A 26,694-nucleotide genomic window follows, 5' to 3' on the forward strand; every position below is an offset into this window, starting at 1 on the left:
ACCGGAACGTCGACATGAGCATCGGTCGAATGGACCTGAACCTGTTGAAGGTGTTCGAGGCCGTCTACGAGGAGCGCAACCTGGTGCTGGCGGGCAAGCGCCTGCACCTCACGCAATCGGCGGTCAGCCATGCGCTTCGCAGGTTGCGCGGGCTCGTCGGCGACGAGCTCTTCATGCGCACGCCCAAGGGCATGGTGCCGACGGGCCGGGCGGCGGCGATGGCGCCGACGTTGCGCGAGGCCTTGCGTCGGATCGAGGGCGCGCTGGGTGTGGAGCCCTTTTCTCCCGACCGGTCCACGCGCCGCTTCGTCATCGCCGCCAACGATCACGTCACCTCGGTGATCGTCGCGCCCCTGTCGCGCGAGCTTCAGGCGCTCGCTCCGGGCGTCGACCTCGTCATCCGGCCGTCGACGCGGCTCGACCTCGCCGAACAGATCGATCTCGGCCGCATCGACCTGGCGATCGGCATCTTCGCGCAGGTGCCGTCGCGCCTGAACTCGAGGACGCTCATGTCCCAGGGCGAGGCCATCCTGATGCGCAAGGGACACCCGGCCGCCCGCCGCAAGCTCAAGCTCGACGACCTGGCGAGGTACCCGCTGGTCACTCTGTCGGTCGGCGGCCAGGAGGAAGGCGCGGTCGGGGGTTTCATCCTCGAGCGCGGCCTCGCGCGGCAGTCGGAGATGTTCGACCGGCATGCGCTGGAGGAGGCGCTCGCCGAATCGGCGCAGCCGCCGCGCATGCGCATCACCGTGCCGCACGCGCTCGCGATCCCGGCGCTGCTGCGCGAGACGCGCATGTTGGCCATCGTCCCCGAATCGCTGGCGATGGCGCTTGCGAGGGGCGGCGACCTCGTCTGCCGGCAGCCGCCCTACCGGGCCGGAACGTCGACGCTGCGCGGCGTCTGGCATGCGCGCGACGAGCACGATGCCGGGCACGCCTGGCTGCGCGAGCGGGTCGCGGCGATAGCCCGCAGCGCCGAGGAAGCGCTCGAATCGCAGATAGCATCGGCTCCCGCAAAAAGAGGTCAGTAGAGCGTCCGACGCCGACTTGCGGTACTTGCGCCGCCGTCCTTGCCGATGAGTTCCAAACTCAGCGAACAAAATTCCAAGTTCAAAGAGCAATGGCTGTCGGTTCCGGCCTTCGCTGTTCTTCGCCCTCCATGCCTTCAGAGCCAGCGCCAGAAATTGCTGCTCCGCCGGACTCAGCCCTTCCGCTTGACGCTCTTCATCGAGCCATCCCGCCGGCTTGTGGGCATGTTGCTCGATCTGGCGAGCCAGCCTGTCGCCGATGGCACGAGACGATTTGATCTGGCTCCGCATGCTCGGTGAGATCTCGAGACGCGCTGCAAAGGTCTGTTCCAGCCCCTTGGGAGGCGCCCGTTTTGCGATGGCGTCCTCCGCATGCTTGGAACAACGCAAGGACGCTGCGTCGGAGATCGACGGTGATGTTGATCACGTGTTGTGTTCTGACTGCAACTTTCGAAGATCGATCGTCGCAGGGGCTTGACCGAGCAGTAAAGACTATTTACTATTCGCCCTGTCGCTCGAAAGAGCTGCATCTCTGACATCCCGCAAGACCTCAAGGACGCATCGTGAACAGCCGGCAAGCCACCTACAACGCACTACCCGCTTCGGGTCTGTGTTCGTTCGTGCGCGTTGCCGCGATGTCCCTGGTCGGGGTCGATCGCCGTGATCCGCATGCCCAGCATCTGCTTGCCTCGAAGCGACCCCAGGGGGATGGCCATGAGGCGGACCAGATGCATCCGGGAGAGGGAAGCGCGTAAGCGCGCACCCTCCAAGCTCTGATTTCAGGGGCCCGGATTCCGCAAGGATCCGGGCCCTTTCGCTTTTTCCATCAACCTTTCTGGCTCACGGCCGTTGGCCGTAATGAGGCTCGCCCTGGCGTGCCCCGCCTGCCACGGCGGCCATCGCTCTTTCAAAACTAGCTGCAAGGCGCACTCCGGCGCTGGCCGGAACGTCTCGCCTTGCCTCTCCACTTCGGGTGTGCCCATGCACTCCGTCGCCGCAAACCTGAAGGTGTGCGCGGTGTCGGGATGTGCGCGCGCCGGACCCGGCTCACGTGCAGCGAGACACCGCATCCGACGGGATGACTCGCGCGTGGACACAGCCGAAGTGGAGATCTCAGCAACAACGTCGTGTTCGTCTAGCAGGCCAAGGACGCCGGGCTTTCATCTCGGCAACGCGGGTTCGAATCCCGCACACGGCGCCATCAACAGAAGCCCTCGCGCGCTGACGCAGCGCGAGGACTGCAAACCGGCCGCAACGATTGGGCGGCGCCGGAACCCGTCACCGGAATCTTCATGCGTCTTTCCATTTGCCTCGTTAACTCAGTGGTCAGAGTGCCGGCCTGTCTAGTCGGAAATCGCAGGTTCGAATCCCGCACGGGGCGCCAGACAAGAGTCTCGTTAGCTCAGTTGGATCAGAGCGCCGGCCTACGAAGCCGGAGGTCGCACGTTCGAGTCGTGCACGAGACGCCAATTTCATCTCGACGTAGCCAAGCGGCCGAAGGCGTCTGGTTGCAACCCAGAGGGCGCAAGCCCGCGTCAGTTCGCTCGGTGCTGCGCACCGGACGCAGCCTGCTGCGGGCCGCCAGGCCGAGGCGAAGCCGAGCGTCGGGGAGTCAGTGTTCATCTCGGTGTGGCGCAGTTGGCAGCGCGGATGCTTCGGGAGCATCAGGTCGCAGGTTCGAGACCTGCCGCCGAGACCAGCAAGACATGCGTGCGCTTGGGTGTGGCCGTAGCTCAATGGCAGAGCTGCGGAATGTGACTCCGCAGGTGCCGGTTCGACTCCGGCCGGTCACCCCCAAGCGCATCCATCCAGATCACCCCCTCGTGGCGGAATAGGCAGACGCACCGGTCTCAGAAGCCGGAGCCTCACGGCGTGTCCGTTCGACTCGGACCGAGGGGACCAGTTCATCACCATCGTTCACTCAGGAGAACCATCATGAAATCGAAACAGCAGGACGAATTCAGCTTTCACGAAGACCGGTAAACGGCGCAACGGCTTCCCGTCCGAGTCTGGCGTCAAGCGGGGGCACCGTGTCGTCCACGGCGACAAGGAACTGCGCGAGAAGCTCGGTCGCAACGACCCTTGCGTCTGCGGATCGACGAAGCCCTTTCAAGGCATGCTGCATGACAACGGGCTGCTTTTGACGGCAGCAATCGTGACGACTACTGGCGTGACTGAAGGTGCGCGGTAGCCAGCCGGCTTTGACCCGGCGTACGCAGGTTCGAATCCTGCCGCCCCTGCCATTGATCCAGTTTCCGCGTCCGTAGCTCAGTGGCAAGAGCACGACTCTCCGAAGGTCGGGGTCGGTGGTTCGAGTCCACCCGGACGCGCCACAAACCGTGCAACTCACAGGCCCGCGAAAGGAGGGCACCATGCAGGCAGAACATCACCATCATGTCCTCCAGCTCGATATCCAGGGCACGCCCCAAGCGTGGATCTCTATCGAGCAGGCGGCCTCTCACTACGCTACCGGCTCGGTGGCGTGGGAAGAAGGCGAGGGTCCGCTGCGCACCTTGCGCGGCGGCTGGAACGCCGTCGTCGGTCGCCAATCGGTGATGGACATCCACCCGATCATCGCGTTGAGCGGTGCATCGCGCGTGAACCTGTTCGACGTCACGCCTGCGGTCAACAAGACCAAGCTGCTGCGTCGCGACCGGATGACCTGCGCCTATTGCGGCCAGAGCTTTCGCGAGCGCGACCTGCAGTGCGAACACATCCTGCCGGAGAGCCGTGGCGGCGCCTGGAGCTGGATGAACCTGGTCACCGCATGCGCCTGGTGCAACGGCCGCAAGGCCGATCGCACGCCCGAGGAGGCCCGCATGCCGCTGATGTACCTGCCCTACGTGCCGAGCCGGTTCGAGGACTTCCTGCTTGCCGGCCGCAACATCCGCGCGGACGTGCATGACTGGCTCGCGGCGCGGCTGCCGAAGGCGTCGCGGCTGAATTAGTGGTTGACTCCCCTCGATGGGCGGCCTGCGGGTCGCCCATTTTTATGCGCGAGGGCAATCTCCGAACGGGCTCAGCGCGTCAGCCCCGCAGGGACTCCCAGCTCAATCCGAACTTGATCAAGTACTTGCGCAGGCGATCCGCGTCGTTCACCACTGTCCTTTGCTCGCGCGAGCGGTCGAACAAGCGTCGCCCAGCGTCCGACAGCGTGCGCGACTCCCGGCAGATGCGAACCACCGACTCGAGTTGTAGACGATCGAACAGATCGATCTCCTCGAGCGCCTCCACTCCCAGCAGTGCCGCCAGGTCCACGGCTTCGCCATCTTCCGCGGAGGGCCGACGCTGCCAGAGCCATTTCAAGCGCTGGATCTCGTCGTCGACAAGCGACGTCGAGATGCGACCACCGTCAGCCAGAGTGGCGAGCCGGGTCACGCTCGCCGACAGGTCGCGGAAGTTGCCGCTCCAGAGCGCCTCACCCGATTGTGCGAACTTCAGGTACCGCGTCTTCGCCTCGACGTTGAAACGTACTGCCCTCCCCGATTCGGCAACTGCGCGAGCCAAGAGGTATTCGACGTTGGGCTCCAGGTCTTCGGGTCGTTGCGCCAGGCCAGGCAGCGTGTACGACCAGAGATTGATCCGCGCGAACAGGTCGTCCCGAAACCTGCCCTCGGCGACATCGATCCGCAAATCGCGATTCGTCCCCGCGATCAACTGAAAATCGCTGCTGGCCTCGCGATCGCTGCCGACCGGAAGAAAGCGCTTCTCTTCGACCGCCTTGAGCAGCATGGCCTGCTCGTCGAGACCGAGTTCGCCGATCTCGTCCAGGAACAGCACGCCTTCGTGCGCGGTGCGCAGCAGCCCGGCCCGATCCGTCACCGCACCGGTGAACGCGCCCTTCTTGTGGCCGAACAGTGTCGAAGCCGCGCCGTCGCCGTGCAGCGTGGCGCAGTTCACCTCGACGAAGTCACCCTTGACCTGGTGCCGCGACTTCTTCAGCTCGAACATGCGACGCGCCAGATGCGACTTGCCTGCGCCGGTCGGGCCGGTCAGCAGGATCGGGGCACGCGAGCGCACGGCCACCCGTTCGATCTCCTCGATCAGGGCGTTGAACTGCTTGTTGCGGGTGGCGATCCCGCTCTTGAGGAAATCGAGGGCTTCGGTCTGGGCCTGTTCGAAGCGCTGCGCCAGCACGTCATAGCGCGACAGGTCCAGGTCGATGAGCGTGAACTTGCCCGCATCGCCCCGTGTCTGCTTCTTCGGTGGCGCCGTCTGCAGCAGCACGCCGGGAATGAAGCGCGACTCCACCATCAGGAACATGCAGATCTGCGCCACGTGCGTGCCGGTGGTGATGTGTGCCCAGTACCGCTCGTGCGCCGGGTCGAAGCGGTAGCTGCGCGCCCAATCGTAGAGCGCGGCGTACATCTCGCCGAAGTCCCACGGATCCGCGATGTCCATCGCCACGAGGTTGACGACGGTCTCGGGCGACGCGGTCGCGATGTCCTTCTGCAGTTGCAGCGCCAGGCCCACATGCCGCAGCGTGTAGATCAGCTCCAGCCGGTCGATCACCGTGTCTTCGTGCTGAACCAGCGACAGCGTCGGGCGCCACTTCTCCCAGCGTCCTGCGCCTTGGCCCGAATCCAGCTGCGTTCCGAGGAAGCCGACGACGACGGTTCTCTTGGTCATAGCCTTACATATATCTAACTAGCTTTGATTCTAGCTTTCCTGGGCCTTGACGGCCCTTGTCAGAACTCGCTTCGGCGTCCGCTCTCTGGTTTCTTCATATGGGTCAATGGCTTACGTCATCACAAGCCATCTGAGACGGACTCCGGCACAGCCGTTGCAATAGAGAAGACCAGAACAAGTTGAATGCAACGAGGAGAACGCTCATGGTCAACACCCAACTCTTTCAAACGCTCAAGGGCGCGCTGCTGCCCAACGCGAACGCGGTCAACGCCGAACAGGCGCCGGCTTACGCGTTCACGCCGCGCCACCGGCTCGCGCAACTGGCCGCGACGGGTTGCCTGGGCCAGACTTTCTATGCGAATGCCGAGGCGCAACTCGACGCCGTGTTGACGCTGGCCAAGGAGCTCGACGCGGCCTTCGTCGCCAAGACTGCGCTGTACGCCCGCGAAGCGGGCTTCATGAAGGACATGCCCGCCCTGCTCGCGGCAACGCTGGCAGCGCGCGACGTGACCTTGCTGACCCAGGTGTTCGGCCGCGTGATCGACAACGGCAAGATGCTCCGCAACTTCGTGCAGATCGTGCGCAGCGGTGCTGTGGGCCGCAAGTCCCTCGGCTCGCGTCCCAAGAAGCTGGTGCAGCAATGGCTGCTGACCGCGAGCGAGAAGCAACTGCTGAACGCCTCGGTGGGCAACACGCCGTCGCTGGCCGACGTGGTCAAGATGGTTCACCCGAAGCCCGACGAGGCTTGGCGCGCCGCGTGGTTCGCGTGGTTGATCGGCAAGCCGGTCGATGAAGCGGCGCTGCCGCCCATCACCCAGGCCTTCGAACGCTTCAAGCGCGAGAGCGCCCAGGGCGCGGCGACCGAGGTGCCCGACGTTCCGTTCCAGATGCTGACCGCACTCGAACTGACGGCGACCCAGTGGGCCCAGATCGCTCGGACGGGCTCGTGGCAGATGGTGCGCCAGAACCTGAACACGTTCGCGCGCCATGGCGTCTTCGAGCTGCCGGGCATGACCGAGGCGATCGCGGCGAAGCTGCGTGACCCGCTGTCCGTGGCGAAGGCTAGTGTGATGCCGTACCAACTGATGTCGGCCTTCAAGGCGACGGGCGACGCCGTCCCGTCAACCGTTCGCGATGCCTTGCAGGACGCCATGGAACTGGCGATCGGCAATGTGCCGCGCTTCGAGGGTCGCGTCGTGGTGTGCCCCGATGTGTCGGGCTCGATGAGCTCGGCCGTGACGGGTCATCGCGGCTCGGCGACGTCGAGCGTGCGTTGCATCGATGTGGCAGCCCTGGTCGCCGCTTCGATCCTGCGCAAGAACCCGGCGGCGCGCGTGTTGCCGTTCGAGCAGGCCGTGGTGCAGCTGTCGCTGAACGCTCGGGACTCCGTGATGACGAACGCGCAGGCACTGGCCAAGATCGGAGGTGGTGGCACGAACTGCAGCGCGCCGCTGGCGTTGCTGAACAAGGAACGTGCGTCCGTGGATCTGGTGATCCTCGTCTCGGACAACGAGTCGTGGGTCGATGCGAACCGGCGCGGTGCGACGCAGACGGTGCGTGAGTGGGAGCTGCTGAAGGCACGCAACCCGCAAGCGCGGCTGGTCTGCATCGACATCCAGCCGGGCGCGACGACGCAGGCGGCAGAGCGTTCTGACATCCTGAATGTCGGCGGCTTCTCCGACGCGGTGTTCACGATGGTGGCCAGCTTTGCCGAGGGCAAGGCTGGCGCCGATCACTGGGTCGGCGAGATCGACAAGATCTCGCTGACCTCGCAGTAGAAGGAGAGATGAAGGCGCCGCATGCGAATGCGCGCAGGAGTACAGCGCACCTGGCCGTGCGGGCCCGCAAGCCCGCAGCCGCGCAAGCGGCAGGCCGCTCTTGCGAATCTGGTCGTGTGCGGCGCCCCTTTGAAGGAAGGCTGTCGCGTGGCGAATGCTGGTGGGATTACATCGACCTGTATCCATCTCACCGATCGTTTGTCGCCACGCGGGGGCTGTCGAGGAATTGAAGGTTTCAGCGCGAATGCTGGCAGGACTACATCGGTTGCCTGGGGTTCGAATCCCCGGCCGGGAAACCGGTAATGGCTACGTCTTGCCGTGCCTTGTCGCGCCCGTTGCTTGATGTCTTGTTGCGAATGCTGGTGGAACTACAGACTCTTAATCTCGTGGTCGCAGGTTCGAACCCTGCCGGGTCCGTCCTTCGGGAGGAACCGTAGCTCAGTGGTAGAGCACGATGTTTCGCCAAAACCTTGTCGCAACGAGGCATCTCCTTTTTGGCGGTGAATGCAGGTGGAGTTACTGGTAGCGCGCACGGCTTTGGCCGTGAGGCCCGGGTTCGAATCCCGGCCCGGAAACGGGTGGCGCAGAAAAACACTTCACCGATCCTGGTCACCGCATCTTTGTTGAAGAGAATGAACCATGGAACAGAACTACAACATTGAAGACGTCGCCGGCGGCGTGTCGATCAAGATGTGGACGCGCGGCGTCCCCGTCGAGGACGAGGCACGCAAGCAGCTCGCGAACGCTGCGCGCCTGCCCATCGTGTTCAAGCACATCGCTGCGATGCCCGACGTCCACTTGGGAATCGGTGCGACCGTCGGCTCGGTGATCCCGACGCTGAAGGCGATCATTCCGGCCGCGGTCGGTGTCGACATCGGCTGCGGGATGATGGCCGCCAAGACGACGCTGCGCGCGGAGGACCTGCCGGACAACCTGGGGCCGCTGCGTTCGGCCATCGAGCGCGCCGTGCCGCACGGCTCGGTGCCGCGCAATCGCGGCCGTGACACCGGCAGCTGGGAGAACCCGCCGGAGACCGTGGACCAGATCTGGGCCACGCTGGCCGACGAGTTCGACGCGCTGTGCGAGCTGCATCCGCGCCTGAAGAACACGAACAACCGCAAGCACCTGGGGACGCTGGGTACGGGCAACCACTTCATCGAGGTCTGCCTCGACGAGGAAGGGGCCGTGTGGTTCATGCTGCACTCGGGTTCGCGCGGGGTCGGCAACGCCATCGGGACGCACTTCATCGAACTCGCGAAGAAGGACGCCGAACGTCACGAACGCAACCTGCCCGACCAGGACCTGGCGTACTTCGAGGAGGGTGCCCAGTACTTCGGCGACTACGTGCGCGCGGTGAGCTGGGCGCAGAAGTTCGCGCAACGCAACCGCGAAGTGATGATGACCAACCTGATCGCGACCGTTCGCAAGGTGATCACCAAGCCGTTCGAGTCGCACGTCGAGGCCGTCAACTGCCACCACAACTACGTGCAGCAGGAACGCCACTTCGGCGCGGACGTGTTCGTCACCCGCAAGGGCGCGGTGAGCGCGGCCAAGGGGCAGATGGGCATCATCCCGGGCAGCATGGGCGCGCGCAGCTACATCGTGCGTGGCCTCGGCAACCCGGAGAGCTTCGACAGCTGCAGCCACGGCGCGGGTCGCGTGATGAGTCGCACCAAGGCGAAGAAGCTGTTCACGGTGGATGACCAGATCAAGGCGACGGAGGGCGTCGAATGCCGCAAGGACAAGGACGTGATCGACGAGATCCCGATGGCCTACAAGGACATCGACGCCGTGATGGCGGCACAGCGTGACCTGGTCGAAGTGGTCCACACGCTGAAGCAGGTGGTTTGCGTCAAGGGTTGAGGGCCGTTGCCCTCTTCCCTCCAGAATGAAGAAAAGGAGAGAGGGCATGAACGACAACAAGACTGTGCGCAGCGCGCACCCCGTCTCGGACGAGATGCGCACGAGCGTTCTCGAGAGCCTGGCCGAGCTGGAGCGGCGCCACGAGGTGAGCGTGCTGTTCGCCTGCGAGTCGGGCAGCCGCGGCTGGGGCTTCGCCTCGCCGGACAGCGACTACGACGTGCGCTTCGTCTACGTCCACAAGCTGCCGTGGTACCTGACGGTGGAGCCCGGCCGCGACGTAATCGAGCAGCCGATCAGCGGCGAGCTTGACGTGAGCGGCTGGGATCTGCGCAAGGCGCTGCAACTGCTGCGCGACTCGAATCCGACGCTGCTCGAGTGGCTGCGCTCGCCCATCGTCTATCGCCAGGACGCGACGTGGACGGCGCGGCTGCGCGAGCTCGCCGAGCAAGGCTTCTCGGCGGTGCGGGGCTACCACCACTACGTCTCGATGGCGAAGAAGAACCTGCGCGAGCATCTGTACGGCGAGGTCGTGCGCTACAAGAAGTACCTTTACGTACTGCGGCCGCTGCTGGCCGCGCGCTGGATCCGCGAGGGCCGCGGCGTGCCGCCGATGCGCTTCGCCGACCTGGTGGGGGCGACCACGCTGGACGCCGCGCTGGTCGACGAGATCGACGCGCTGCTCGAGGTCAAGATGCGCGCCGGCGAATCCGCGACCAGTCCACGCTGGATGGGGATCCACGACTTCATCGAGCGCGAGCTGGCCGTCGCGCAGGCACATTCGTTCGCGAAGCAACCCAAGGCGGACACGGCGTCGCTCGACGCCTGCCTGCATGATGCCGTGCTGCACTTCGATGCACGGCAGGACAACTAGAACAACGAGGAATTCCATGATCGAGATCGACGGTTCCGTCGGCGAGGGCGGCGGCCAGATCCTGCGCACGTCGCTGGCGCTGTCCATGTGCACGGGCCAGGCGTTCACGCTCGCGCGCATCCGCGCAAGGCGCGCGAAGCCGGGCCTGATGCGGCAACACCTGAGCTGTGTCCAGGCCGCGGCTGCAATCTGCGGCGCGGCGGTGGAAGGCGCCGAGCTGGGCTCGGGCACGCTCGTGTTCGAGCCGGGCCCGGTGAAGGCCGGCGACTACGCGTTCAGCGTCGGCACGGCGGGCAGCTGCACGCTGGTGCTGCAGACGATCTGGCCCGCGCTGATGCTGGCGGACGCGCCGTCGCGCCTGCGGCTCTCGGGCGGAACTCACAACCCCATGGCGCCGCCGTTCCACTTCCTGGAGCGCTCCTACGCGCCGCTGCTGCGTCGCCTGGGCGCGACGTCCGAGCTGTCGCTGCGCCGCTTGGGTTTCTATCCGGCCGGGGGTGGTGAGATCCACGTGACGCTGCACCCCGCTGGCGACGCGCTACAAGCCTTCGACCTGCTCGAACGCGGTGAGCCGGTCGAGACTTACGCGGAGTGCCTGGCGCCCGCGCTTCCCAGCGCCGTGGCGCGTCGCGAGCTCGATGCGCTGGCGCGCGCGCTCGCCTTGTCGCCGGAGCAGCTGCGCATCCCCGTCGTTCGCCAGAACGAAGGTCCCGGCAACGCGCTGATGGCCACGCTGGCGCATGCGCAGGTGTGCGAGCTGTTCACGCGGTTCGGCGAGAAGGGCGTCAGTTCCGAACAGGTCGCGCAGTCGCTGGTCGCCGACGTACGGGCCTATGCGGCTTCCACCGCCGCCCTGGGTCCGCATCTGGCTGACCAGTGGGCGCTGCCGCTTGCGCTGGCCGTGTGGCGGCGCGGCAGCTCGGCGGCGTACACCTGCACGGAGCTGACCGACCATGCGACGACGAACTTCGATGTGATCCGGCGTTTTCTGCCGGTATCGTTCGAGACACAGGCAATCGACAAGGGCTGGAGGGTGTCGGTGGACGCACGCTGAGTAGTGCGTGTCCACGGTCACGGAACATGACCGATGCAAACAATGGCGGTGCCGAGCATCTGACCTCGGAGGACGTGGCGGGCCGAGGCGAAGCCCAGCTGCTGGCTCGAACCGACGTCCGACGCGCGCTGGCAGTCGCCCGCGCCATCCGACACCCGTGGTATCGCTGCCAGGCGCTCGCGAGCGTGGCCGATGCGATGTCCGCGCCCGCTTCTCGCGACGCTGCGCTGACCGAAGCGGTCGAGGCTGCATTCCAGCAGCTTGAGCCGAATCGGGTGGCATGCGCCGCGAGCTGGCCGCTGCGCGTGATGGTTCGACAGCCGCGATGACCTCGCCGTCAACCACCCCACTCTTGAATCGTCATCTCCGGTCCCTATAATGCTTGCTAGCACTCAACAGCCGCGAGTGCTAGCGATGGTGGCGTGGGCCGCCGGAGCACTTGCCCGAACTATGCGAGCTGGCACTCACTCTTGAGTAGACCCGCCGCAAGTCTTACTGCGAATGCATTGAAGGAGATGAAATGAAGCTTCGTCCGTTGCACGACCGTGTTGTCGTCAAGCGCCTGGAACAAGAAACCAAGACCGCCTCTGGCATCGTCATCCCCGACGCGGCCGCCGAGAAGCCGGATCAGGGCGAAGTCCTGGCCGTGGGCCCGGGCAAGCGCAATGACAAGGGCGACTTCGTCGTCCTGAACGTCAAGGTCGGCGATCGCGTGCTGTTCGGCAAGTACAGCGGCCAGACCGTCAAGGTCGACGGCGACGAACTGCTCGTGATGCGCGAAGAAGACCTCTTCGCGGTCGTCGAGAAGTAAGCACACCGCGCGAGGCGTTGCGCTTCGCGCTCCAGGCTGGCCGGCCCGAGCCGGCCAGGCGGCAGATGCCCCCGGCTGCGCTGATGCAGCCGTCCTGAACACCCCCAACACTGAATTCCGGAGAAACATCTCATGGCAGCTAAAGACGTCATTTTTGGCGCGGACGCCCGCGCTCGCATGGTCGAAGGCGTGAACATCCTGGCCAACGCGGTCAAGGTCACGCTGGGCCCCAAGGGTCGCAACGTCGTTCTCGAGCGCTCGTTCGGCGCCCCGACGGTCACCAAGGACGGCGTGTCCGTGGCCAAGGAAATCGAGCTGAAGGACAAGCTCCAGAACATGGGCGCGCAGATGGTCAAGGAAGTCGCTTCCAAGACCAGCGACAACGCCGGTGACGGCACCACCACCGCCACCGTGCTGGCGCAGGCCGTCGTGCGCGAAGGCATGAAGTACGTGGCCGCCGGCATGAACCCGATGGACCTGAAGCGCGGCATCGATAAGGCGGTCACCGCCCTGGTCGCCGAGCTGAAGAAGGCCTCGAAGCCGACGACGACGTCCAAGGAAATCGCCCAGGTCGGCACGATCTCGGCCAACTCCGACGACTCGATCGGCCAGATCATCGCCGAGGCGATGGACAAGGTCGGCAAGGAAGGCGTCATCACCGTCGAAGACGGCAAGTCGCTGGCCAACGAGCTCGACGTCGTCGAAGGCATGCAGTTCGACCGCGGCTACCTGTCGCCGTACTTCATCAACAACCCCGAGAAGCAAGTCGCGCTGCTGGACAACCCGTTCGTCCTGCTGTTCGACAAGAAGATCTCGAACATCCGCGACCTGCTGCCGACGCTGGAACAAGTCGCCAAGGCCGGCCGTCCGCTGCTGATCATCGCTGAAGAAGTCGACGGCGAAGCGCTGGCCACCCTCGTGGTCAACACGATCCGCGGCATCCTGAAGGTCGTCGCCGTCAAGGCCCCGGGCTTCGGCGACCGCCGCAAGGCCATGCTGGAAGACATCGCCATCCTGACGGGCGGCAAGGTCATCGCCGAGGAAGTCGGCCTGACGCTGGACAAGGTCACGCTGGCCGACCTGGGCCAGGCCAAGCGCGTCGAAGTGGGCAAGGAAAACACGACGATCATCGATGGCAACGGCGCTGCCGGCGACATCGAGGCGCGCGTCAAGCAGATCCGCATCCAGATCGAGGAAGCCACCAGCGACTACGACCGCGAAAAGCTGCAGGAACGCGTGGCCAAGCTGGCCGGCGGCGTTGCGCTGATCAAGGTCGGTGCCGCGACCGAAGTCGAGATGAAGGAAAAGAAGGCTCGCGTCGAAGACGCGCTGCACGCCACGCGCGCCGCCGTCGAAGAAGGCATCGTGGCCGGTGGCGGCGTCGCGCTGCTGCGCGCTCGCCAGGGCATCGGCGAGCTGAAGGGCGACAACGCCGACCAGGACGCGGGCATCAAGCTGATCCTGAAGGCCATCGAAGCGCCGCTGCGCGAGATCGTCTACAACGCCGGCGACGAAGCCAGCGTGGTCGTCAACGCCGTCCTGAACGGCAAGGGCAACTACGGCTACAACGCGGCCAACGGCACCTACGGCGACATGATCGAGATGGGCATCCTGGACCCGACCAAGGTCACCCGCACCGCGCTGCAGAACGCCGCGTCCGTCGCATCGCTGATGCTGACGACCGAGTGCATGGTCTCCGAGACCCCGAAGGACGACGCGCCTTCGATGGGCGGCGGCGGCATGGGTGGCATGGGCGGCATGGGCGGCATGGACATGTGATGTCCGCGCCCGGGGCGCCGCGAGGCGGCCCGGGGCCGTGTCCTCGCGACATGCAAGAAGGGACTGCCTCGGCAGTCCTTTTTTTCATGGCACTGACCCGTCCTGCCCAGCGTTGACACCTTTTCTTGCGAGGAAAGGAAAACGTGATGGATACAGGGTCCAAGCGAACACGGCGCGACTACGCGCTCGCCTTCAGGTTGGCAGTGGTCGAGCAGGTCGAAAAAGGCGAGCTGACCTACAAGCAAGCGCGGATGCGCTACGGGATACAGGGAAGCTCGACGGTTTTGAGCATCACCTACGCACCGCGCGCCGAGCTGGGCGTGGCGTTGTTCATCGGACGGCCGTAGCGGCCGTCACGCGCCCGTGTAGGGGCCCTTGACCTCGCCCCAGCCCCACCTGGGCATGGGCGCGTGTTCGTCGACGCTCGCGCCAGGCTGCGAGTTGATGACGGCGAGCCGCGAGCCCCATTCGAGATAGCCCACCAGCGCGGAGCGGAACTCCGGGTCGTCCGGCATCGCGAGTTCGTCGGCCGTCGCGAGCAGCAGCTCGACCCAGCGCCGGCGCTTGTCCTGCGTCAGGTGGCGCTCCAGGTGCTGGCGGATCATGTGCGGATGGCCGCCGTGCTCCGCCGAATACGTGGCCGGGCCGCCCAGCACTTCGCCCAGGAAAGCCGCGACGTGCGCCGGATGGTCGGCCCCCATGTGCGCGAACACCGGCGCGAGCAGCGCGTCCTGCGCGACGTGCTCGTAGAAGCGCGTGGTGAGGCGCTTCAACGCCTCGATGCCGCCGAGCCAGGCGTAGAGCGTGGGAACCGGCGGCGGCGTCATGCTCAGGCCTCGTCGTCTTCTTCGAAGTCTTCGTCGGCGGCCTCGCCGCCCTCGCCTTGCGGCATCGGCGGCAGCTCGAAGTGCACGCGCTCGGGCATCGCCGCCTTCCACGCGAGCATCTGCTCGGCGACGTCCTCGACGCCGACGCGGCGCAGCGACGAGAACAGCGTCACGCCGATGTCGGAGTCGTCGGTGGTGTAGTCGGCCAGCACGGCGGACGCGCCGGCTATCGCCTGCTTCGCCTCAGCCTTGCTGAGCTTGTCGGCCTTGGTCAGCAGCACGAGCAGCTTGATCTCGCCGGTCTTGACGCGTTGGGCGATGAAGTCCATCAGTTGCAGGTCCAGCGGCGTGAAGCCGTGGCGGCTGTCGACCATCAGCACGACGCCCATCAGCGCGCGCCGCACCTCGAGGTAGTCGGCCATCACCTTCTGCCACACCAGCTTCTTGCCGCGCGCGACGGCGGCGTAGCCGTAGCCGGGCAGGTCGGCGAAGAAGGCGTCGGGCGCCTCGCGCGCGCCCAGCGTGAACAGGTTGATCAGCTGCGTGCGGCCCGGCGTCTTCGACGCGAACGCGAGCTGGCGTTGCTGGGCCAGCGTGTTGATCGCCGACGACTTGCCCGCGTTGCTGCGGCCGACGAACGCGATCTCGGGCATGTCGCCCTGGGGCAGCTGCGAGATCTTGCTGGCCGAGGTCAGGAACTTGGCCGTGTGCAGCCAGCCGAGGCCCTCCTTGGCCTCGTCGGACACCACCACCGGCTTCTGATGGACAGGGGCCGCCGCGGTTCGCGGGGATGAGGGTTTGCGCGGGGGCCTGGGATGGGTCATGGTGCATTGTAAAATCGATGGGTTTGCTCCTTCCAAAAAGCCTCTGCTGAAGGGTTCGTCGATGAAGTCCTTGTGCGTTGTTGCCCTGGCGGCCCTGTTCGCCACTTCCGTGATGGCCGATGAAGCGAAGGAGCCGGCCAAGCCGGACCTCGCCAAGGGCGGAACCATCTCGGCCACCGTCTGCGCCGCCTGCCACACGGCGGACGGCTCGCGCGGCATCCCCACGAATCCGATCCTGCAGGGCCAGCACGCCGACTACATCGTCAAGCAGCTCGCCGAGTTCAAGTCCGGCAAGCGCGACAACGCCATCATGAAGCCGATGGCGTCCACGCTGTCGGACGACGACATGCGCAACGTCGCCGCGTTCTACGCGTCGAAGACGGCCAAGCCGGGCAAGTCCAAGACGCCGGCCACGGTGGCGCTGGGCGAGAAGATCTGGCGCGGCGGCATCGCCGAGAAGTCGGTGCCCGCCTGCGCCGGCTGCCACGGCCCCGTCGGCGCCGGCATCCCGTCGCAGTACGCGCGCCTGGGCGGCCAGCACGCCGAGTACGTCAGTGCCGAACTCGGCCTGTTCCGCGCCGGCAAGCGCAGCAACAGCCCGCAGATGACGGCGATCGCCGCGCGCATGAGCGACGCGGAGATCGCGGCGGTGTCCGACTACGTCGAAGGTCTCAACAGCGGCAAGTGAGCGTGAGCCGCAGGATCATCGCCCTTCCACCGGGGAGGCCGAAGGTCTCAACAGCGGCAAGTGAGGCCGGCGGCGCGCAGGCCGCTATCATGGGCCGATGCCGTTCATCCGCCGCAACGCCTCGGGCGTCATCGACAGCCTCCATCGCCGCGATGAGGGCGGTACCGAGTTCCTGCCCGACGACCATCCCGACGTGCGCGCCTTCCTCGGCGCCGGCCCGGTCGTGCACGACGAGGGCTTTGCGTCGCTCGACGCCGACTTCATCCGCGTGATCGAGGACGTGATCGACACGCTGATCTCGAAGAACGTCATCAACATCACCGACCTGCCCGTCGAGGCGCAGACCAAGCTGTTCGGCCGCAAGGGCTACCGCGAGCGCGCGTCCAAGGATGCGCTCAAGCTGTTCGGCGACGACGGGCCCGCGATCTAGCCTGAAGGCCGCCGTTCGGCGCTCCTTTTCCGTCGCTGGTCCCCACCGCATTGCCCGCGGCCCGCAGGCGCCGCACACTCGGACGCGGGACTGATGCCCAAGGAGCCGGACGTGACATCGACCTCGCCTCGCCTGCACCGATCCGTCGCGCTGTTCGCCTGCCTGGCGGCCGGCGGCCTGGCCGCCACGCGCGCCGCGGCCCAGCCGCCCACCCTCTTCGGCCAGGCGCGGCAGGTGACGGCGTCGATCACGGCCGATCCGTCCCTCTCGCCGGATGGCAGGCGCATGGTCTTCCTGACCGTCGTGGCCGGCATGCAGCAGCTGTTCACGTCCGACGTCGATGGCCGCAACGTGCGACAGATCACGCAGGAACCGTTCGACCACGAGGACCCGGCGTGGTCGCACGATGGCCGCAAGATCGCCTTCGTCTCGGACGCCAACGGCGGCCAGGTGATCGCCATGATGAATCCGGATGGCACCGGCGTCGAGGCGCTGTCTCCGGCGACGGTGCACGCCATCCATCCCAGCTGGACGCCCGACAGCGCGTCCGTCCTCTACTGCACGACCGACGACCTCGATCCGCCGCGCAAGAACGAATCGGACATCTATCGCGTGGACGTGGCCACCCGCGCCGTGACCCGCCTGATCACCGGCGGCATCAACACCTACCCGGCGATGTCGCCGGACGGGCGTCGCATCGCCTTCCGCAAGATCATCGACGGCGGCAACTCGGAGGTCTTCGTCGCCGACGCCGACGGCTCGAACCCGCACAACCTGACGCACGACCCGGCCTTCGACGGCTGGCCCGCCTGGTCGCCCGATGGCAGCCGGATCGCCTTCGCGTCCAATCGCGGCGGCAACCAGCAGATCTACGTGATGGACGCCGACGGCAGCCACGTGACGCGCGTCGTGCACAAGGAAGGCCGCGCGACCGCGCCGACGTGGTCGCCCGACGGCAAGGCCTTGTACTTCCCGATCTGCGCGAAGGCGGACGGCGTCGTCGGCTGCGAGATCTTCTCCGCGCAGCTCGAGGCCAAGCGGTAACGAGGCGCCTCAGCCGGCGGTGTCGGGCCAGTCCTCGAGATCGACGCCCAGCGCCTTCGCCAGCCGCACCACCTGCGCGCGCAGCCGCTCCAGCTCGCCCTTCATGCGCAGCTGCTCGGCGCGCATCGCCGCGACCTCGGACAAGCCCAGCGCCGCGTCGGCCAGCGGCGTGCCGGGGCCGGACTGAGGCGCCGCGGGCGCGGCCTCGGCCACCGGCCCCGAGACCAGGTGCGCCCAGCGCGACTCGCGCGCGCCCGGCGCGCGCGCGAGCTTGACGACGAAGGGCGGCTCGTGCGTGGCCATCTCGTCCAGGAAGCCCTCCACCGACGAGATATCGGCGAAGCGGTGCAGGCGCTCGGTGTTCAGCCGCAGCTCGGCGGCGGTCTGCGGGCCGCGCAGCATCAGCATCGCCAGCAGCGCGACGCTCTGGCCCGGCAGCTTGAGCACGCGAGCGACGTTGTGCTCGAAGCGCGGCACGCGGCTGCCGGACCCCTCGAGGACGAGGTGCAACGATTTCAGCGTGTCGAGCGCGGCCAGCACGTCGCCCTCGCTCGCGTTGATCACCGGGTCGCGCGCCGTCTTCTGGTTGCAGCCGAGCGTGAGCGCGTTGAGGCTCAGCGGGTAGCTGTCGGGCACGGTGTGCTGCTTCTCGACCAGCACGCCCAGGATGCGGGTCTCGAGGAGCGAAAGCGTGGGCAGGGTCATGGCCGCAGTATCGCTCGCGCCGGAACCGGCGACCCGCGCACGTCGACATGGGCATGCGCTCGCCGCGGGCGATTCATGACGCCTTCATGACAGCCGCCATCGCGTACCGAAGTCGAGGGATACGTCCGATGACATTTTTGTTTCACGAACGCTCGTTAGCGTAGGCGCCTGGTCGGGATATGCGGCCCCGCCAACAAACCCCTGAGGAGATCAACTTGAACAGCAACATCGCGCAGCGCCGGGTCCTGCACATCCTGACGCCCGTCAGCCTGGCTTGCGCTCTCGTAGCGTGCGGCGGCGACAGCAACAGCGGCAGCACCCCCCCGCCCGTCCAGAACACCACGTACACCGGCAAGGTCGTCGCGACCTCGGCCACGGCCGACGTCTCGGGCAACCCGAAGCTCGCCTCGGGCTACTACAAGGGCGCGACCGTCTTCATCGACACGAACGGCAACGGCGTCCTCGACGCCGGCGAACCTTCGGCCACGACCGATGCCACCGGCAGTTTCTCGCTGACGGCGCCGACGACCACCGCCGGCCAGTTCGTCGCCGACATCCCGACGACGGCCACCAACACGGCCACTTCCGCCGCCGTGCCGGCGCACCTGATCCTGCGCGCCTCCGCCGCCCAGGTCACCGCCCAGGGCGCGACCAAGATCGTCATCAGCCCGCTGTCGACTGAAGTGCAGCGTCTGGTCGAAGCCAACGGCACCGCCTACGCGACCGAGGTGGACGCCGTCGCCAAGCGCCTGACCGGCCCGGCCTTCAACAAGGGCAGCGCCACCGTCTCCGATGCCGACGTCGTCGCCGACCCGTCCTCCATCACCAATGCCCCCGAGCAGTACGCGCTGCAGTACGAGTCGAACTCGCTGGCCAACCGCTACACCTACGCGACGGCCAAGCTCGATCGCAAGGACAAGTACCCCGACACGCTGGCCATGCCCAGCGGCGCCAGCGCCCCCGCCGACACGCGCACCGCGATCACCTATGCGCAGTCGCAGCAAGCCGCCTTCAACATCGAAGGCGTGCCGGCGTACGACAACATCTTCGTCATCATGGAGGAGAACAAGTCGACGGACGCCATCCTGGGCAACGCGCGCGCGCCGTACATCAACAAGCTGCTGAGCACCTACAACCAGCTGACGACGTACTACTCCACCGGCAACCCGTCCGAGCCGAACTACACGGCGCTCGGCGGCGCGGACGACTGGGGCATCACCGACGACAACTGGTTCGGCTGCGGCGCCGTCGGCGCCAACGCCCCGAGCGACGTCGCCTTCCCGGGCGGCACGGCGTCGGACGGCCAACTGCTGCCGGCGACGAGCCGGATCCCGGCGGTGGCGTTCTACCCGCAACTGGCGACCGCCGGCTACACCTACGGCCTGACCCCGGTCGGCGGCACTGCCACGACCAAGACGGTGACCTACACCGACGCCAGCATGAACGCCGGCTTCAGCACCACCGCGGGCAACACCTGCAGCACGGCGCCCAACCCAGCCAGCCCCGGCACGAATCACAACGCGCAGGGCGACAACCTCTTCACGCTGCTGTCCAAGGCCGGCCTGACGGCGCGCACCTACAGCGAGTCGATGAACCCGGGCCTGGATCCGCGCGCCGACAGCCAGGCCCAGCACGTCGCCAAGGCCTACACGGGCACCGACGTCGTCGGCACCAACGGCACCATCGCCGACAGCCAGCCCTACCAGTTGAACCAGGGCCTGTACAAGGTCAAGCACGGCCCGTCGATCGCCTACCAGACGGCGCGCAACCTGCCGGAGTTCTACGCCGACAACCGCACCGTCTTCGGCTCGCAGTTCACGGCATCGGACTGGACCTCGACGTCGCCGTTCTCCACCGCCAACGGCGGCACGTACGACACGACGAAGTGGATCTACGACCAGTTCGGCGCCGACCTGGCGGCCGGCGACGTCGGTACCATCAACTTCGTCGTGCCCGACCAGTGCGACGACATGCACGGCGTGGGCGACGGCACCGAGACCTGCAACGGCGGCGCCAACAGCAACAACGGCCAGAACCCCAGCATCACGCGCGCCGACATCTACCTGCAGCAGGTGATCTCGAAGATCCAGGCCTCGCCGCTGTGGCAGAACAAGAACAAGCGCGTTGCCATCGTCGTCATGTTCGACGAAGGCGAAGGCACCGCGCACGGTTCTTCCTGCTGCGGCTGGAACGCGGGCGGCGTGAACTCGGGCGCGGCGCCGGTGGCGGTCTCCGCCAGCGGCGTGGCCTCGGCGACGTCGGCCCCGGTGGGCTACGCCAGCGGCAACAACGGCCACGGCAACTCGATCTACGCCGTGATCAGCAACCAGCAGGACGTCGGCACCGCGCCGAAGGGCATCAAGGACAGCGATTCCTACAGCCACTTCGCGTTCGTTCGCACGTTGCAGGACATGTTCCAGCTGGCCGACCCGACCAAGGATGCGACGTACCTGAACCGCGCGAAGTACACGGAAGCGTTCATCGCCGCCAACATCGCGGCCCTGCCGGAATTCGCGGGCAGCGCGGACACCCACTTCGATGCGGTGCGTCCGATCAACCACGCGTACAAGATCCCGGCGACGTACACGCAGAAGCTGGACCCGCTGGGCATCGTCCCCGTCGGTGCCGCCTCGGGCGTGACGCCGCAGGTCGGCGCGGACGCCAACCAGACCAACGTCTGGTCGCTGAAGTAAGTCGAGCACGCGATCGCGGGACGGCCTGCCGTTCCGCGATCGCGCAGACGACCTTTCCGACGGGCCGGCCTTGCGCCGGCTCGCCTCTTCGATCGAATCCCATCGAAGCCGTCTCATTCGCACGCCGTCTTCCCGTCGAGACGTCATGCGAATACGACGGCGAAGTCCTTTCCAGAGCATGAAGATCCGCAACCTATCGCTCGTCGCCGCCGGTGCCGCGCTGCTGGCGCTCGTCGCCTGCGGCGGCAGTGGCGACGGCGGCAGCACGCCGGCCGCGAGCACCCCCGGCACGCCCGCCGCGCCGGCGCTGAGCCTGGCGGCCCAGATCGGCCAGAAGGCATTCGTCGACCAGACCTTGTCGGGCGGCAAGAACATGTCGTGCGCCAGCTGCCATTCGCCGCAATACGCCTACGGGCCGCCGAACAGCCTGTCCGTGCAACTGGGCTCCGATCCGACCCGGGCCGGCACGCGCGCCGTGCCGTCGCTGCGCTACAAGGACGCGACCCCGCCCTACGCCGACAACGCCGCCAACCCCGACGGCGTGACCGGCGCCGCCGCCGGCGGCGGCTTCATGTGGGACGGCCGCGCCGCCACGCTGGCCTCGCAGGCGCTGCTGCCGCTGCTCAACCCGCTCGAGATGAACGCGGCCTCGAAGGCGGACGTGGTGGCCGCGGTGCAGGCCGGCAGCTATGCCGACCTGTTCAGGCAGGTCTACGGCGCCGACGCGTTCGGCAACGTCGACACCGCCTTCGCCAACCTCGGCGCGGCGATCCAGGCCTTCGAGACGGAAGACCGCAGCTTCCATCCTTACTCCAGCAAGTACGACCTCGCCGTGCACAACAAGATCGGCGGCGACCTGACGGCCGCCGAGAAGCGCGGCTCGCAGGTGTTCGACGGCGCGGCCAACTGCTCGGCGTGCCACTTCGCGGGCCCCAACTTCAACGGCAACGTCGGCCTGATGACCGACTTCACGTACCAGGCCATCGGCGCGCCGCGCAACGACAGCTCCATCCCCGGCAACCCCGACCCGATCCCGGCCAACGACGCCGACTCGGGCTACTTCGACATGGGCCTGTGCGGCCCGCTGCGCACCGACCACGCGCCGGCGCAGCTCGGCACGCCCGACCCCTACTGCGGCAAGTTCAAGGTGCCGACGCTGCGCAACGCGGCCACGCGCAGCGTGTTCTTCCACAACGGCGTGTTCCACTCGCTCAACCAGGTCGTCCACTTCTACAACACGCGCGACACCCATCCGGAGTTCTGGTATCCGTCCAGCGGCGGCTCGGGCACGCCGGTGTCGACGCCCGGCTGGGCCCTGCAGCTGAGCGTGCTGCCGGGCGCGACGGTCAACAAGTTCAACGACATCCCGCCGGGCCAGCAAGGCAACGTCGACGAGGAAGTGCCCCTCGGCACCGGCACGACGCCGCCGAACAACACGCTCGCCACGACGCTGGGCGACGGCGTGCTGCCGCGCGCGCCCGGCTCGGCGCCCGCGTTGACGGAGCAGCAGATCTCCGACCTGATCTGCTTCCTCGGCACGCTCAGCGACGGCTACCAGCCGCCGGCGACGACGCCGACCAGCGGCCCCTGCGTGAACTGAGCCGGCCATGAATCGATGCATGCGGACCACGCTGGCCCTCACGGCTCTCACGCTGCTCGCGGCCTGCCACGACCAGCAGGCGCAGCTGCCCACGCGCGACAATTTCACCGCCGCGCTCAACGACTACCTCGCGCAGCGCGGCAACCTGTGCCTGGCCAAGTACGACTGGCCCATCGCCGTGACCGAGGCCGATCGCCAGGCGCGCAGCCCCGACGCGGAGCAGATGCCGGTGCTGGAGACGCTGGGCCTGGTCAGCGGCCGCGACACGAGCGTGGCGCGCCAGGGCGCGACGCTGCCCGCGCGCGAGTACGCGTTGACGCCGGCGGGGCAGAAATACTGGCTGCACGTGCCGGTGGTCGTCGCCACGCCGACGGAACGCGCGGTCCATCCGGCCGACTTCTGCGTCGCCAAGCTGCAGCTGGATCGCCTGTTCGGCTGGGAGAAGCCGCAGCCGGTCAACGGCCGCACCGCGACCTCGCTGCTGTTCTCGTACCGCATCGTCGACCCGGCGCCGTGGATGGCCAGGCCCGAGGCGCGGCGCGCGTTCCCGATGGCGATCCGCTCGATCGACAACGCCGGCGTGCTGCAGCTGCGCCTCGGCGTCCACCTGACCCCGGACGGCTGGGTGGCCGACGAGCTGTCGGACTGACCCCGCATCCGCGACTCCTTTTTTCCTGAGACATGAACCTCGACATGAAGACACATCACATCAAGATCGCAGCGATGGCCGCACTCGCCCTGTCGGCCCTGGCCGCATGCAGCGGCCCGTCCGACCCCAAGGCGCCGTCGCGCGAGAACTTCGAGGCCGGCCTGCGCAGCTTCCTGGCCGACGGCAACGGCGAGGTCTGCCTGGCGATGTACGACTGGCCGATCGATCTCACCGAGGCCGAGGCCGGCGCCAACGCGCGCCATGCCGTGCAGCTGCCGGTGTTCGAGAAGCTGGGCCTGGTCAAGAGCACGATCGTGCCCGTGCCCAGGAGCGACGAGAACCCGGACGGCGCAATCAAGCGCTACGCGCTGACCGACGAAGGCCGCAAGTACTACAAGGCGCACGCGCACAAGGGCCGCGACGGCAGCACGCACGCCAACGACCTCTGCGTCGCTCAGATCAGCGTCGACCGCGTCGACAGCTGGGACCTGGACAAGCAGCAGTCCTCCGCGGCGGTCAGCTACACGTACCACATCGCCGCCGCGCCGTGGATGCAGGACCCCGACGCGAGCCGCGTGCTGCCGATGGTGGCCCGCGTCATCAAGGGCGCCGACGGCAGCCTCAAGATGCGCCAGGGCTTCGCGCTGACCGACAAGGGCTGGGTCGCCGTGCCGGGCGCCGTCTGAGGCGATGGCGCGCCTGATCCGCTTCGCGCCGCAGCTGGGCCACTGGCTGACGGCCAACCTCGATCGCGGCCAGGCGCCGGCGGCGCTGGTCGGGACGATGCGCCAGCAGGGCATGGACGCGCGCGCCGCCGAGGCCGTCGTCGCCGCGTACGCGGACGCGCGCCGCCGCGGCATCGCACCGCCGGTCGACAGCATCGAGTTGGCGGACGAGGCGGCCGCCGCGCCCGTCGCGCGTCTCGCACCCGGCACGCGCATCGATGGCGGCGACCGCGAGATCGCCGTGCACATGCGCATCGACGATCCGGTCTGCGCCTCGCTCGGCAACGTGCTCGACGCCGACGAGTGCCGCACGCTCATCGAGCTGGCGCGGCCGCGGCTCAAGCCGTCGACGCTGGTCGACCCCGCGACGGGCCAGGACATCGTCAGCGACAAGCGCAGCAGCTGGGGCATGTTCTTCCGCCTCGCGGAGAACGAGTTCATCGCGCGCCTCGACCGCCGGCTCTCGCGCGTGATGAATTTGCCGCTGGACAACGGCGAAGGCCTGCAGGTGCTGCACTATCCGACCGGCGCCGGCAGCGAGCCGCACCACGACTACCTGCAGCCGGGCAACGCGGCCAACCGCGAGTCCATCGCCCGCAGCGGCCAGCGTGTGAGCACGCTGGTGACCTACCTCAACGACGTGCCGGCCGGCGGCCAGACGCTGTTTCCCGCGCTGGGCATCGCGACGTCCCCGCTGCGCGGCAACGCGATCTACTTCGAGTACGGCGACGACCACGGCGCGGTCGACGCGCGCTCGCTGCACGCCAGCGCGGCCGTCACGCAGGGCGAGAAGTGGGTCGTGACGAAGTGGATGCGCAACCGGCGCTTCGTGTCGGCCTGATTCAGTCGCCCAGCAGCCAGCGCTCGCGCACCGGCACGTGCGGCTCGACGTGGCTGGTCAGCAGGATCACCTGGCCGCCCCGCTGCGCGCGGGCGGTCAGCGTGTCGGCGAGATGGCGGGCGGACGCCGTGTCCAACGCATTGAACGGTTCGTCCAGCAACAGCAGCTTCACCGGCAGGGCCAGCGCGAGCGCCAGCAGCGTCTTGCGTTGCTGGCCCAGCGACGCGTCGCGCAGCGGCGTCGACAGCGCCTTCGTCAGGCCCAGCGCCTCGACTTGCTCGCGCACGCGCTGCGCGTCGACATCGGGGTAGGTGCCGCTGACGAAACCCAGGCATTCGGCGATGGTCAGCCACGGCGTCGGCGGCGGGTCGCTGAGGCACCAGAACGTCTGCTGGCGCCAAGCGAGCGGGGCTGACGAGTCGCCCGCGGCGTAGCGGCAGCCGGCCAGTTCGAACGACCCGTGACGCGGCGCCAGCGCGCCGGCCAGCAGGCGCAGCAGCGTCGACTTGCCGCTGCCGTTGGCGCCCTGCACCCACGTCACGCCGGCACCGGCACGCGCGCTCCAGCCCTCGAACAGCCAGCGCTGGCCGTAGGCGAAGACGAGTCGGTCGATGTTCAATTCCAAAGTTCGCTCCCGAAGGCCGTCAACAGGCCCGTGCAGACAGCCCACAGCGCGACGTGGGCCTCGCGATGGGCCGACGGCACCGACGTCATCGCCGCGGGCGCCGCGACCAGCCCGAGCGCGAACGCCATCAGAGGCCCCGCGCGCCACGGGCGCGACGCGACGACCAGCAACACCGCGGCCGCGCCCGCGACCAGCATCGGCGCGCAGATCGCCACGCGCGCGCGCCAGCGCCATCCGCCCGATGCCGGCAGCGACGCGAGCCAGGGCGCGAGCGCGGCCAGGTGCGACTCCATCGTGCGCTGCAGCCGCTCGGTCAGTGCGATCGCCAGCATGCTGAACATGAGAGCCCACGCCGCGCCCGGCACGATCGGCCACCAGCCCTGCGTCCAGGCCGCCGCCAACGCGATCGCCGCCACGACGCCCGCGATGAGGCCACGCGCGCCCGGCGTCAATGCGTCGCGCCACGCCGGCCACCACAGCAACGCCGCGAACGCACCCGGCCGCGCCGCGAGCAGCACCTCGGGCGATTGCGCCCGCATCGTGCGCTGCGCCCGCACGCCCACGCTGCGCCGCTGCCACGCGAGCGCGCCGGCCCCGATCAGGCACGACGCGATCCACGACCCCGCCAGCGACGCCAGCGCCCACGGCATCGCCTGCAGCCACCACGGCGGACGATGCAGCGCGAACACGGCAACCGACAGCGCGTAGAGCCCGGCCAGCGGCGCCAGCACCACGGCGCTGACGGCGACGTCCGACCCCCACAGCGCGCGGGTCGTGAAGGGCAGGCAGCGCAGCTGGACGCACCACGCCTCGGGCAGCAGCCGACGTCGCAAGGCCCACAGGGGCCAGGCGGCCAGCATCGCCTGCACCAGCCACAGCGACGCGCCGCTGCGCCAGGGCAGCGTCACCGCCTTCATCGGCGCCACGCCCGCCCAGGCCAGCAGCGCGAAGCTGGCGATGACGATCGGGCCCGCCACGCCCGCGACGATGGGCAGCGCCCGCGTCAACGAGCGCAGCAGCTCGCGCAGCACTTCGCGCGTGCGTTCGAGGCGGACGGGGATCAGCGTGGTCTTCAGGATGCTTGGCCTGTTCGTCGGGTCGGGTTGGGAGCCCGGGCGCGAACGAGAAGTTCCGTGGCGCGCCGAATTCGCGGAAGCGCGCTGCTTGGCGCAGGGCGGATTTTCGTGGCGTTCCTAGCATGGTGGCAACGGTGCAGGAGCGCACCGTCCG

Annotated in this window: 24 protein-coding genes, 8 tRNA genes and 1 pseudogene; 27 read left to right on the forward strand and 6 right to left on the reverse strand. The window is 67.7% G+C overall.

Features of this window, described 5'->3' with window-relative positions; all coding sequences use genetic code 11:
- Positions 1 to 14 precede the first annotated feature (14 nt).
- The 11 genes from LPC04_RS06655 to LPC04_RS06705 all read left to right on the forward strand — a co-directional run bounded on the left by LPC04_RS06655 (position 15) and on the right by LPC04_RS06705 (position 3,976).
- Positions 15 to 1,031 (forward strand): LysR family transcriptional regulator, encoded by a 1,017-nt coding sequence (locus LPC04_RS06655; RefSeq protein WP_275681398.1) that lies wholly within the window; start codon positions 15 to 17, stop codon positions 1,029 to 1,031.
- 45 nt (positions 1,032 to 1,076) lie between these two features.
- Entirely contained in the window at positions 1,077 to 1,328 is a 252-nt protein-coding gene (locus tag LPC04_RS06660) for a hypothetical protein (RefSeq protein ID WP_275681399.1), read from the forward strand.
- An 824-nt stretch (positions 1,329 to 2,152) separates the two neighbouring features.
- Positions 2,153 to 2,229 (forward strand) — tRNA-Glu (locus tag LPC04_RS06665).
- 107 nt (positions 2,230 to 2,336) lie between these two features.
- Positions 2,337 to 2,412, forward strand: a tRNA-Asp gene (locus LPC04_RS06670).
- A 7-nt stretch (positions 2,413 to 2,419) separates the two neighbouring features.
- Positions 2,420 to 2,497: transfer RNA gene (locus tag LPC04_RS06675), tRNA-Arg, on the forward strand.
- A gap of 12 nt (positions 2,498 to 2,509) precedes the next feature.
- Positions 2,510 to 2,612: transfer RNA gene (locus LPC04_RS06680), tRNA-Cys, on the forward strand.
- A gap of 39 nt (positions 2,613 to 2,651) precedes the next feature.
- Positions 2,652 to 2,727, forward strand: a tRNA-Pro gene (locus LPC04_RS06685).
- 23 nt (positions 2,728 to 2,750) lie between these two features.
- A tRNA-His gene (locus tag LPC04_RS06690) sits at positions 2,751 to 2,821 on the forward strand.
- 24 nt (positions 2,822 to 2,845) lie between these two features.
- Positions 2,846 to 2,930 (forward strand) — tRNA-Leu (locus tag LPC04_RS06695).
- 355 nt (positions 2,931 to 3,285) lie between these two features.
- A tRNA-Arg gene (locus LPC04_RS06700) sits at positions 3,286 to 3,361 on the forward strand.
- A gap of 39 nt (positions 3,362 to 3,400) precedes the next feature.
- The gene (locus tag LPC04_RS06705; RefSeq protein WP_275681400.1) at positions 3,401 to 3,976 is read left to right on the forward strand and encodes an HNH endonuclease; all 576 of its coding nucleotides are present in this window, start codon (positions 3,401 to 3,403) and stop codon (positions 3,974 to 3,976) included.
- 79 nt (positions 3,977 to 4,055) lie between these two features.
- On the opposite strand, the gene rtcR is transcribed toward LPC04_RS06705, so the two are convergent.
- Entirely contained in the window at positions 4,056 to 5,657 is a 1,602-nt protein-coding gene (rtcR, locus tag LPC04_RS06710) for an RNA repair transcriptional activator RtcR (protein ID WP_275681401.1), read from the reverse strand.
- A gap of 203 nt (positions 5,658 to 5,860) precedes the next feature.
- Between rtcR and LPC04_RS06715 the strand changes: the two genes are divergently transcribed.
- From LPC04_RS06715 to LPC04_RS06750, 8 genes and pseudogenes are all read left to right on the forward strand, one after another.
- Positions 5,861 to 7,435, forward strand: a complete 1,575-nt coding sequence (locus LPC04_RS06715; protein WP_275681402.1) for a vWA domain-containing protein — start codon at positions 5,861 to 5,863, stop codon at positions 7,433 to 7,435.
- 639 nt (positions 7,436 to 8,074) lie between these two features.
- Complete coding sequence (locus tag LPC04_RS06720) at positions 8,075 to 9,298, forward strand: RtcB family protein (protein WP_275681403.1); 1,224 nt, start codon at positions 8,075 to 8,077, stop codon at positions 9,296 to 9,298.
- A gap of 46 nt (positions 9,299 to 9,344) precedes the next feature.
- Positions 9,345 to 10,169, forward strand: coding sequence for a nucleotidyltransferase domain-containing protein (locus LPC04_RS06725; protein ID WP_275681404.1), 825 nt, complete (start codon positions 9,345 to 9,347; stop codon positions 10,167 to 10,169).
- A gap of 16 nt (positions 10,170 to 10,185) precedes the next feature.
- Positions 10,186 to 11,223 carry an RNA 3'-terminal phosphate cyclase gene (rtcA, locus tag LPC04_RS06730; protein ID WP_275681405.1) on the forward strand — a complete coding sequence of 346 codons (1,038 nt, stop codon included), beginning with the start codon at positions 10,186 to 10,188 and terminating at the stop codon, positions 11,221 to 11,223.
- A 26-nt stretch (positions 11,224 to 11,249) separates the two neighbouring features.
- Entirely contained in the window at positions 11,250 to 11,552 is a 303-nt protein-coding gene (locus LPC04_RS06735; RefSeq protein ID WP_275681406.1) for a hypothetical protein, read from the forward strand.
- A gap of 191 nt (positions 11,553 to 11,743) precedes the next feature.
- Positions 11,744 to 12,034, forward strand: a complete 291-nt coding sequence (groES, locus tag LPC04_RS06740; RefSeq protein WP_275681407.1) for a co-chaperone GroES — start codon at positions 11,744 to 11,746, stop codon at positions 12,032 to 12,034.
- 132 nt (positions 12,035 to 12,166) lie between these two features.
- A complete protein-coding gene (gene groL / locus LPC04_RS06745; protein WP_275681408.1) occupies positions 12,167 to 13,813 on the forward strand; it encodes a chaperonin GroEL in 1,647 nt (548 codons plus the stop codon).
- A gap of 146 nt (positions 13,814 to 13,959) precedes the next feature.
- A pseudogene (locus LPC04_RS06750) lies at positions 13,960 to 14,100 on the forward strand (IS3 family transposase); the annotation flags it as partial.
- A gap of 66 nt (positions 14,101 to 14,166) precedes the next feature.
- On the opposite strand, the gene LPC04_RS06755 reads toward LPC04_RS06750, so the two are convergent.
- Positions 14,167 to 14,640, reverse strand: coding sequence for a group II truncated hemoglobin (locus LPC04_RS06755; RefSeq protein WP_275681409.1), 474 nt, complete (start codon positions 14,638 to 14,640; stop codon positions 14,167 to 14,169).
- A 2-nt stretch (positions 14,641 to 14,642) separates the two neighbouring features.
- Positions 14,643 to 15,386 (reverse strand): ribosome biogenesis GTP-binding protein YihA/YsxC, encoded by a 744-nt coding sequence (yihA, locus tag LPC04_RS06760; RefSeq protein WP_275681410.1) that lies wholly within the window; start codon positions 15,384 to 15,386, stop codon positions 14,643 to 14,645.
- A gap of 139 nt (positions 15,387 to 15,525) precedes the next feature.
- On the opposite strand from yihA, the gene LPC04_RS06765 reads away from it, so the two are divergent.
- The 3 genes from LPC04_RS06765 to LPC04_RS06775 all read left to right on the forward strand — a co-directional run bounded on the left by LPC04_RS06765 (position 15,526) and on the right by LPC04_RS06775 (position 17,626).
- Positions 15,526 to 16,152, forward strand: a complete 627-nt coding sequence (locus LPC04_RS06765) for a c-type cytochrome (protein WP_275681411.1) — start codon at positions 15,526 to 15,528, stop codon at positions 16,150 to 16,152.
- A 97-nt stretch (positions 16,153 to 16,249) separates the two neighbouring features.
- The gene (locus LPC04_RS06770; RefSeq protein WP_275681412.1) at positions 16,250 to 16,582 is read left to right on the forward strand and encodes a hypothetical protein; all 333 of its coding nucleotides are present in this window, start codon (positions 16,250 to 16,252) and stop codon (positions 16,580 to 16,582) included.
- A 111-nt stretch (positions 16,583 to 16,693) separates the two neighbouring features.
- Entirely contained in the window at positions 16,694 to 17,626 is a 933-nt protein-coding gene (locus tag LPC04_RS06775) for an LpqB family beta-propeller domain-containing protein (protein WP_275681413.1), read from the forward strand.
- A gap of 9 nt (positions 17,627 to 17,635) precedes the next feature.
- On the opposite strand, the gene LPC04_RS06780 is transcribed toward LPC04_RS06775, so the two are convergent.
- On the reverse strand, positions 17,636 to 18,331 hold the full coding sequence (locus LPC04_RS06780; RefSeq protein ID WP_275681414.1) for a YceH family protein: 696 nt from the start codon (positions 18,329 to 18,331) through the stop codon (positions 17,636 to 17,638).
- A gap of 215 nt (positions 18,332 to 18,546) precedes the next feature.
- Between LPC04_RS06780 and LPC04_RS06785 the strand changes: the two genes are divergently transcribed.
- From LPC04_RS06785 to LPC04_RS06805, 5 genes are all read left to right on the forward strand, one after another.
- Positions 18,547 to 21,024 (forward strand): alkaline phosphatase family protein, encoded by a 2,478-nt coding sequence (locus LPC04_RS06785; RefSeq protein WP_338055427.1) that lies wholly within the window; start codon positions 18,547 to 18,549, stop codon positions 21,022 to 21,024.
- A gap of 178 nt (positions 21,025 to 21,202) precedes the next feature.
- Complete coding sequence (locus LPC04_RS06790; protein WP_275681416.1) at positions 21,203 to 22,624, forward strand: cytochrome-c peroxidase; 1,422 nt, start codon at positions 21,203 to 21,205, stop codon at positions 22,622 to 22,624.
- A 19-nt stretch (positions 22,625 to 22,643) separates the two neighbouring features.
- Positions 22,644 to 23,273: a hypothetical protein gene (locus LPC04_RS06795; RefSeq protein ID WP_275681417.1), complete on the forward strand. Its 630-nt coding sequence runs from the start codon at positions 22,644 to 22,646 to the stop codon at positions 23,271 to 23,273.
- A 44-nt stretch (positions 23,274 to 23,317) separates the two neighbouring features.
- Entirely contained in the window at positions 23,318 to 23,959 is a 642-nt protein-coding gene (locus tag LPC04_RS06800; protein WP_275681418.1) for a hypothetical protein, read from the forward strand.
- A gap of 4 nt (positions 23,960 to 23,963) precedes the next feature.
- Positions 23,964 to 24,839 carry a 2OG-Fe(II) oxygenase gene (locus LPC04_RS06805; protein ID WP_275681419.1) on the forward strand — a complete coding sequence of 292 codons (876 nt, stop codon included), beginning with the start codon at positions 23,964 to 23,966 and terminating at the stop codon, positions 24,837 to 24,839.
- Between the two features lies 1 nt (position 24,840).
- On the opposite strand, the gene LPC04_RS06810 is transcribed toward LPC04_RS06805, so the two are convergent.
- Both LPC04_RS06810 and LPC04_RS06815 read right to left on the reverse strand, forming a co-directional pair.
- Complete coding sequence (locus tag LPC04_RS06810) at positions 24,841 to 25,458, reverse strand: ABC transporter ATP-binding protein (protein WP_275681420.1); 618 nt, start codon at positions 25,456 to 25,458, stop codon at positions 24,841 to 24,843.
- Complete coding sequence (locus LPC04_RS06815; RefSeq protein ID WP_275681421.1) at positions 25,455 to 26,495, reverse strand: hypothetical protein; 1,041 nt, start codon at positions 26,493 to 26,495, stop codon at positions 25,455 to 25,457. Before LPC04_RS06815 ends, LPC04_RS06810 begins: the two co-directional genes overlap by 4 nt.
- Between the last annotated feature and the right edge of the window lie 199 nt (positions 26,496 to 26,694).

This window comes from Scleromatobacter humisilvae (assembly GCF_023231945.1).
In the GTDB taxonomy this organism is placed as follows: Bacteria; Pseudomonadota; Gammaproteobacteria; order Burkholderiales; family Burkholderiaceae_C; genus Scleromatobacter; species Scleromatobacter humisilvae.

What these genes read in the sequence shown, in the direction of transcription:
- LPC04_RS06655 (WP_275681398.1), top strand. Translation starts at nt 15, where the DNA reads ATGAGCATCGGTCGAATGGACCTGAACCTGTTGAAGGTGTTCGAGGCC.
- LPC04_RS06660 (WP_275681399.1), top strand. Translation starts at nt 1,077, where the DNA reads ATGAGTTCCAAACTCAGCGAACAAAATTCCAAGTTCAAAGAGCAATGG.
- LPC04_RS06705 (WP_275681400.1), top strand. Translation starts at nt 3,401, where the DNA reads ATGCAGGCAGAACATCACCATCATGTCCTCCAGCTCGATATCCAGGGC.
- rtcR (WP_275681401.1), bottom strand. Translation starts at nt 5,657, where the DNA reads ATGACCAAGAGAACCGTCGTCGTCGGCTTCCTCGGAACGCAGCTGGAT.
- LPC04_RS06715 (WP_275681402.1), top strand. Translation starts at nt 5,861, where the DNA reads ATGGTCAACACCCAACTCTTTCAAACGCTCAAGGGCGCGCTGCTGCCC.
- LPC04_RS06720 (WP_275681403.1), top strand. Translation starts at nt 8,075, where the DNA reads ATGGAACAGAACTACAACATTGAAGACGTCGCCGGCGGCGTGTCGATC.
- LPC04_RS06725 (WP_275681404.1), top strand. Translation starts at nt 9,345, where the DNA reads ATGAACGACAACAAGACTGTGCGCAGCGCGCACCCCGTCTCGGACGAG.
- rtcA (WP_275681405.1), top strand. Translation starts at nt 10,186, where the DNA reads ATGATCGAGATCGACGGTTCCGTCGGCGAGGGCGGCGGCCAGATCCTG.
- LPC04_RS06735 (WP_275681406.1), top strand. Translation starts at nt 11,250, where the DNA reads ATGACCGATGCAAACAATGGCGGTGCCGAGCATCTGACCTCGGAGGAC.
- groES (WP_275681407.1), top strand. Translation starts at nt 11,744, where the DNA reads ATGAAGCTTCGTCCGTTGCACGACCGTGTTGTCGTCAAGCGCCTGGAA.
- groL (WP_275681408.1), top strand. Translation starts at nt 12,167, where the DNA reads ATGGCAGCTAAAGACGTCATTTTTGGCGCGGACGCCCGCGCTCGCATG.
- LPC04_RS06755 (WP_275681409.1), bottom strand. Translation starts at nt 14,640, where the DNA reads ATGACGCCGCCGCCGGTTCCCACGCTCTACGCCTGGCTCGGCGGCATC.
- LPC04_RS06765 (WP_275681411.1), top strand. Translation starts at nt 15,526, where the DNA reads ATGAAGTCCTTGTGCGTTGTTGCCCTGGCGGCCCTGTTCGCCACTTCC.
- LPC04_RS06770 (WP_275681412.1), top strand. Translation starts at nt 16,250, where the DNA reads ATGCCGTTCATCCGCCGCAACGCCTCGGGCGTCATCGACAGCCTCCAT.
- LPC04_RS06780 (WP_275681414.1), bottom strand. Translation starts at nt 18,331, where the DNA reads ATGACCCTGCCCACGCTTTCGCTCCTCGAGACCCGCATCCTGGGCGTG.
- LPC04_RS06790 (WP_275681416.1), top strand. Translation starts at nt 21,203, where the DNA reads ATGAAGATCCGCAACCTATCGCTCGTCGCCGCCGGTGCCGCGCTGCTG.
- LPC04_RS06795 (WP_275681417.1), top strand. Translation starts at nt 22,644, where the DNA reads ATGCGGACCACGCTGGCCCTCACGGCTCTCACGCTGCTCGCGGCCTGC.
- LPC04_RS06800 (WP_275681418.1), top strand. Translation starts at nt 23,318, where the DNA reads ATGAAGACACATCACATCAAGATCGCAGCGATGGCCGCACTCGCCCTG.
- LPC04_RS06805 (WP_275681419.1), top strand. Translation starts at nt 23,964, where the DNA reads ATGGCGCGCCTGATCCGCTTCGCGCCGCAGCTGGGCCACTGGCTGACG.